The sequence below is a fragment of the Psychrobacter sp. FME5 genome, from assembly GCF_014861375.1.
Lineage (GTDB): Bacteria > Pseudomonadota > Gammaproteobacteria > Pseudomonadales > Moraxellaceae > Psychrobacter.
Window position 1 is genome coordinate 1 of record NZ_RRYX01000159.1, and the last position, 4,404, is coordinate 4,404.

The window sequence follows — 4,404 nt, forward strand, 5'->3', positions numbered from 1 at the left end:
TGACTATCTCTGCGAGCAGTTACGCTCGCCTAGACTGATTGTTGCGTAAGTCCTAACTAAAACTCACCACTGTACCGCCAAGTAATAATGTTAGCAGTACATGGTGAATCTGTTTATCACTTAAGCCGTGATCGCTCATAAGTGCTTTTTTTGTGGAAGCTTTATCTATACAGATTTCGCTTGTAGGAGTTTTACTCATTCAATAATAGCGCCATGTCATAAATACCTAAAACCCTCTAGCCTTATCTGATGTCACAGTATAAAAGATATTAAAAGCACTGTTGGCACCCGTCTTGATAACCTTACCATCTACCACTGCGCTGGCTTCAAAATTTACACCACCACCTGCGTGCTCGCCGCTAACAATATTCGGCAACGTCAATGAGTTTATGACTACTTTTTTATTGGTGACAGGAATATTAGATTTGGTTAATTTCGTACCGCGTGGTTTTACCACTGTTCCTGCTGCTAAATCTTTAGCCACATCATCATAAATAATATCAAAGCTTAACAATTGAGCCTGATCCAGTTTTGCCTGTCCATTTACCACAGGAATACCCACAAGAGACTTACTACCACGATGAATCATTCTATTATCCATCACACTCCCATCGTCACGCTTTCTCCCTTCAGCAGCCACAGAGCTGGTACGGTTGATTATCATAACTTTGTATCCTGGGACTGCAACATCTCTTTCTCCATCAAAAATATCTGCCATCAATTCTTGTGCATTTTGTGCGTTATTGACAACAATCCGAGCAGAAGTTTCAGAAACTGGATAATCTTGGCCATCAATAGTCAAATAATGAATATCGGCATAGTTGCTTTTTGTTTGCATGATAGTAGAAGTCACAGAGTGAGTCGGCGGTATAGCATCTTTACTCGATAACGACGTTGTATTTTGACAACCGGCAATCCCTAAAGATAGAAGGGCAATAGCTAGTACAGAATGCTTAGATAATAAGAAACTCTTGCCTAAATTTGCTTGCATTGAATACGACATAATGGACTCTCATAATATAAATTTTGATAAATTTGATAACATTAAAAATGTAATATTGATAATGATTATCATTTGTATTATATTTACTGAATTATAACATTTTGTCAATATTCATTAATCACTCATTCTTATGCGTGATGAAATAGCAATAAAAATGCGATAAATGAGTTTATATTTAAAAAGGGAAATCATGTCAGTATTTGAGAGGTATCTGTCAATAATAACGATTATAACTATAGGAACAGTCATGTCGCCAAGTTATGCCCAACCTGACTTGACCACGCCTGTAGACATGAGTTTATTGCATGCCAAAGACACTGGCTATCACTTTGTATATCATGACTTTAGTGCACCTGCACCCCAATCATCCTTGTTTAGAGAAGATAGTTCAACTACCATAAAATCTTATGCCAGTCCTCGTCATTACCGAGTATGGTTGGCTATTCCCAAGCAGTATATCAATCAGCAGACGACTAATAATGCCGTCAAACCCTCTACCAGCGTGCTATATATACTCGATGGAAATGCCGCCATTGGTGACTTAACAAAAGACACCATGCTCTCATTATCAAATGCTACGCCAAAAAATAATGCACCTGCTTTGGTTTTTATTGGTTATCAAACGCCTTACCGCTTCGATGTCGATGCCAGAGCATATGATTACACACCACCATTATTGACTCAGACAGAGCAACGAAATGTGTTTCAAGAAAAAGGGAGAGAACGGTTAAATGGCGGTGCTGAAGATTTTTCTAAACTGATTGAACAAAAAATCAAGCCATGGGTATATCTGCAATTGGGGGAAGAACCAGACCAAGAGGGACTTTGGGGGCATTCTTATGGTGGCTTGTTCGTATTGTATAATTTGTTAGAGCATCCAGAATCTTACCAACAGTATTTCAGTGCAGATCCTTCGCTATGGTGGCAAGATGGTGAAATGTTGAGATATTGGAAGGCATATCAAAGCTCACCTGAAGCGCAGCGTTCAGATATCTATGAAAACAAACGGCTCAGACTGACTTTTAGTCAGGCAGCAGAGCAACAGTCCAAGATAGAGAAGCATCGAAATCATTCAGCGATGGCTCCCAATACGCCAAACAAACAAGATTTTGCTGAGCAGCTCTGTCACGACTTTCAGCAAAACTGTCGCTATCAATTCTATGTTCAATCTCATGGAGAGCTTTTTAAAACCTCTCTATTAGACAGTTTACAAAGATTTTAAAACATCAATAAATAAGAAAAGTCTATACCCATCACCCTGTCGTATATCCATGCTATTTAACATCGACTCTACACAAAATGGGTATATTACTCCGCATCATCCAATAGCTTGTTAAATGTGTCTACCATTGCATCATCTATGATATTGTCTTCTACATAGTTTATTATCTGTTCTATCGTGGTTAGATCCATCGCTTGAATGCCGAGGTCAGCTAGTTGCTTATTGATAGACTCTAAGCTCTCATTTTCTTCAGAATCGTCTAATAAATGCTCTTCGAACCTTCCTCTGACGAACCAATACATTTTTTCTAGTAGAGTCTCTTGTTTGGTCAGAGTAGAATATCCATCACCATAAATAAATAGATTAAAATGATAAGCCATTTTTATATCATTAATGAGAAAATTACGCTGGCACTCTAATGTATAGGCTTGAATATCTTTATTTTCAGCACCTTCTTTATCTGTAGCCTCTTCATCATATTCAATAACCTCTTCTATCAGCTCACCTAGTATTTGATAGTCGCCTGTTTTGATTTTATGGTTATAAATGATACAAGCATCGGAGATTGCATCAAAAATAATGGCGCTGATATCTAACGTGTTATCATCAATGTCGTAGAAACTTTTTAGTGCTGGTAAAAACTCAGTCAGCTTATCTTCGGGCACTTGTGTTAGACACTGCTGCTCATATATTTTAATCATGTCTTCAGGTGCATAAGTATTAGCAGTATTAGTTTCATTCCTACCAGTAGGCTGTAAAGGTAAAAAGTTATACGGGTTATCATTGGTCATTCAGAACGGCCTTTTTATTTAGATTAGCGTTATTAGATACTTGTTCGGCATCTATAGAGCTATTGTTTCTTATTCAGACAATTTTAGATATGTGATCGACTCAAAATAGCAGTATTTATAACGTGCTAAAAGTCTACTTTACCTCGCAGCGCCTTGGTTTTACCCCGCTGCGTTTTTTTGTCCATACGTTTACGTTTAGCATTTCTGCTCGGTTTGGTAGGTTTACGATTTTTGCTGATATAAGTGGCTTGTATGATAAATTGTTGCAAGCGCTCGATAGCATCTGCCCTATTTCTTTCTTGTGTGCGGAACTGCTGCGCTTTCAGCACAAATACGCCCTCTTTACTAATACGGTTATCATTATTGGTCAGCAAACGCTCTTTTTGTGAGTTACTAAGACTTGAAGCATGAATGTCAAAACGCAAATGAATGGCAGAAGAAACTTTGTTGACATTTTGCCCGCCAGCACCTTGTGCACGTATGGCGCTAATCTCTACTTCATGGTCATTAAGACTGATGGTATTGCTAATAAAAATCATGATTTGCTTTTATATAAATAATCCATAATATCGACTCATCATAAATCATTATCGATGAAGCGGCTACTTGCGATATCGATAACTAACATAAGTGTGAGACCATGATAGTCCAACATCAATCTGGCAGCAAATATAGGCTTAATAGATCAGTATCACACTTACTCCAAAGTTAAAGAAAGCTCATGACCTAACTTAGGACTATACAGTCAAATAGATTGCCAGGTTTTTAAAAAATCGTTACAATCGAGTTATAATCCCGCCATATTTACGACAAGGAAGTCGATATGTCTTATCATACAACTCGTACTATTGTTAATCCCTCTATTCTCAAAACCCTTACTAAGAGCATGCTGGCAATCACACTTTGCACAACAGGATTTGCTCATGCCAGCGACTATAGCAGCGTGACATTTTTTGGTGACAGCTTAACGGATGGTGGCTACTTTGCGCCTCTGACCCAAGATACTTTTGGGCTTGAAGAATCAGGACAATTTACCACCAACCCTGACAACACATGGGCGACCTCATTCGCTGAGCAACTAGGAACAACCGCTGTCGCCAATACTTATGATGGTAGCCAAACGGGTAATAATTATGCTATTGGCGGTGCGAGAGCGGGCGAAGACGTCACGGCTTTCGGTATTCCAGTAGCTTCGGCCAATACCCAAGCTAATAACTACATTGCCAGTAATCAAATAGACTCTAATGGGCTGTATGTGGTCTGGGCGGGTGCAAATGACTTACTTGCCGCCGCAGAAGATCCAGATAATGCCGAAACTATCATTACATCAGCAACCCCACTCTCAACATCGAAAGTGATTGAAAAAAGAAGAGCATCTCACTAATCTA

Annotated in this window: 5 protein-coding genes; 2 read left to right on the plus strand and 3 right to left on the minus strand. The window is 38.9% G+C overall.

The features are described 5' to 3' along the window. Positions 1-226: 226 nt before the first annotated feature. Entirely contained in the window at positions 227-1,003 is a 777-nt protein-coding gene (locus EI161_RS13455; protein ID WP_192520202.1) for a hypothetical protein, read from the minus strand. A 247-nt stretch (positions 1,004-1,250) separates the two neighbouring features. Between EI161_RS13455 and EI161_RS13460 the strand changes: the two genes are divergently transcribed. Further along, positions 1,251-2,225, plus strand: coding sequence for an alpha/beta hydrolase (locus EI161_RS13460; protein WP_192529779.1), 975 nt, complete (start codon positions 1,251-1,253; stop codon positions 2,223-2,225). 86 nt (positions 2,226-2,311) lie between these two features. Here the strand turns inward: EI161_RS13460 and EI161_RS13465 are convergent, their stop codons facing one another. Beyond that, on the minus strand, positions 2,312-3,016 hold the full coding sequence (locus EI161_RS13465) for a hypothetical protein (protein ID WP_192520204.1): 705 nt from the start codon (positions 3,014-3,016) through the stop codon (positions 2,312-2,314). 125 nt (positions 3,017-3,141) lie between these two features. Next, the gene (gene arfB / locus EI161_RS13470; RefSeq protein WP_192520205.1) at positions 3,142-3,555 is read right to left on the minus strand and encodes an alternative ribosome rescue aminoacyl-tRNA hydrolase ArfB; all 414 of its coding nucleotides are present in this window, start codon (positions 3,553-3,555) and stop codon (positions 3,142-3,144) included. A gap of 284 nt (positions 3,556-3,839) precedes the next feature. Here arfB and EI161_RS13475 point away from each other — a divergent pair, with 284 nt between their 5' ends. Then, positions 3,840-4,400 carry an SGNH/GDSL hydrolase family protein gene (locus EI161_RS13475; protein WP_192529780.1) on the plus strand — a complete coding sequence of 187 codons (561 nt, stop codon included), beginning with the start codon at positions 3,840-3,842 and terminating at the stop codon, positions 4,398-4,400. The last annotated feature ends 4 nt before the right edge of the window (positions 4,401-4,404 follow it).

What these genes read in the sequence shown, in the direction of transcription:
- EI161_RS13460 (WP_192529779.1), top strand. Translation starts at nt 1,251, where the DNA reads ATGTCGCCAAGTTATGCCCAACCTGACTTGACCACGCCTGTAGACATG.
- arfB (WP_192520205.1), bottom strand. Translation starts at nt 3,555, where the DNA reads ATGATTTTTATTAGCAATACCATCAGTCTTAATGACCATGAAGTAGAG.
- EI161_RS13455 (WP_192520202.1), bottom strand. Translation starts at nt 1,003, where the DNA reads ATGTCGTATTCAATGCAAGCAAATTTAGGCAAGAGTTTCTTATTATCT.
- EI161_RS13465 (WP_192520204.1), bottom strand. Translation starts at nt 3,016, where the DNA reads ATGACCAATGATAACCCGTATAACTTTTTACCTTTACAGCCTACTGGT.
- EI161_RS13475 (WP_192529780.1), top strand. Translation starts at nt 3,840, where the DNA reads ATGTCTTATCATACAACTCGTACTATTGTTAATCCCTCTATTCTCAAA.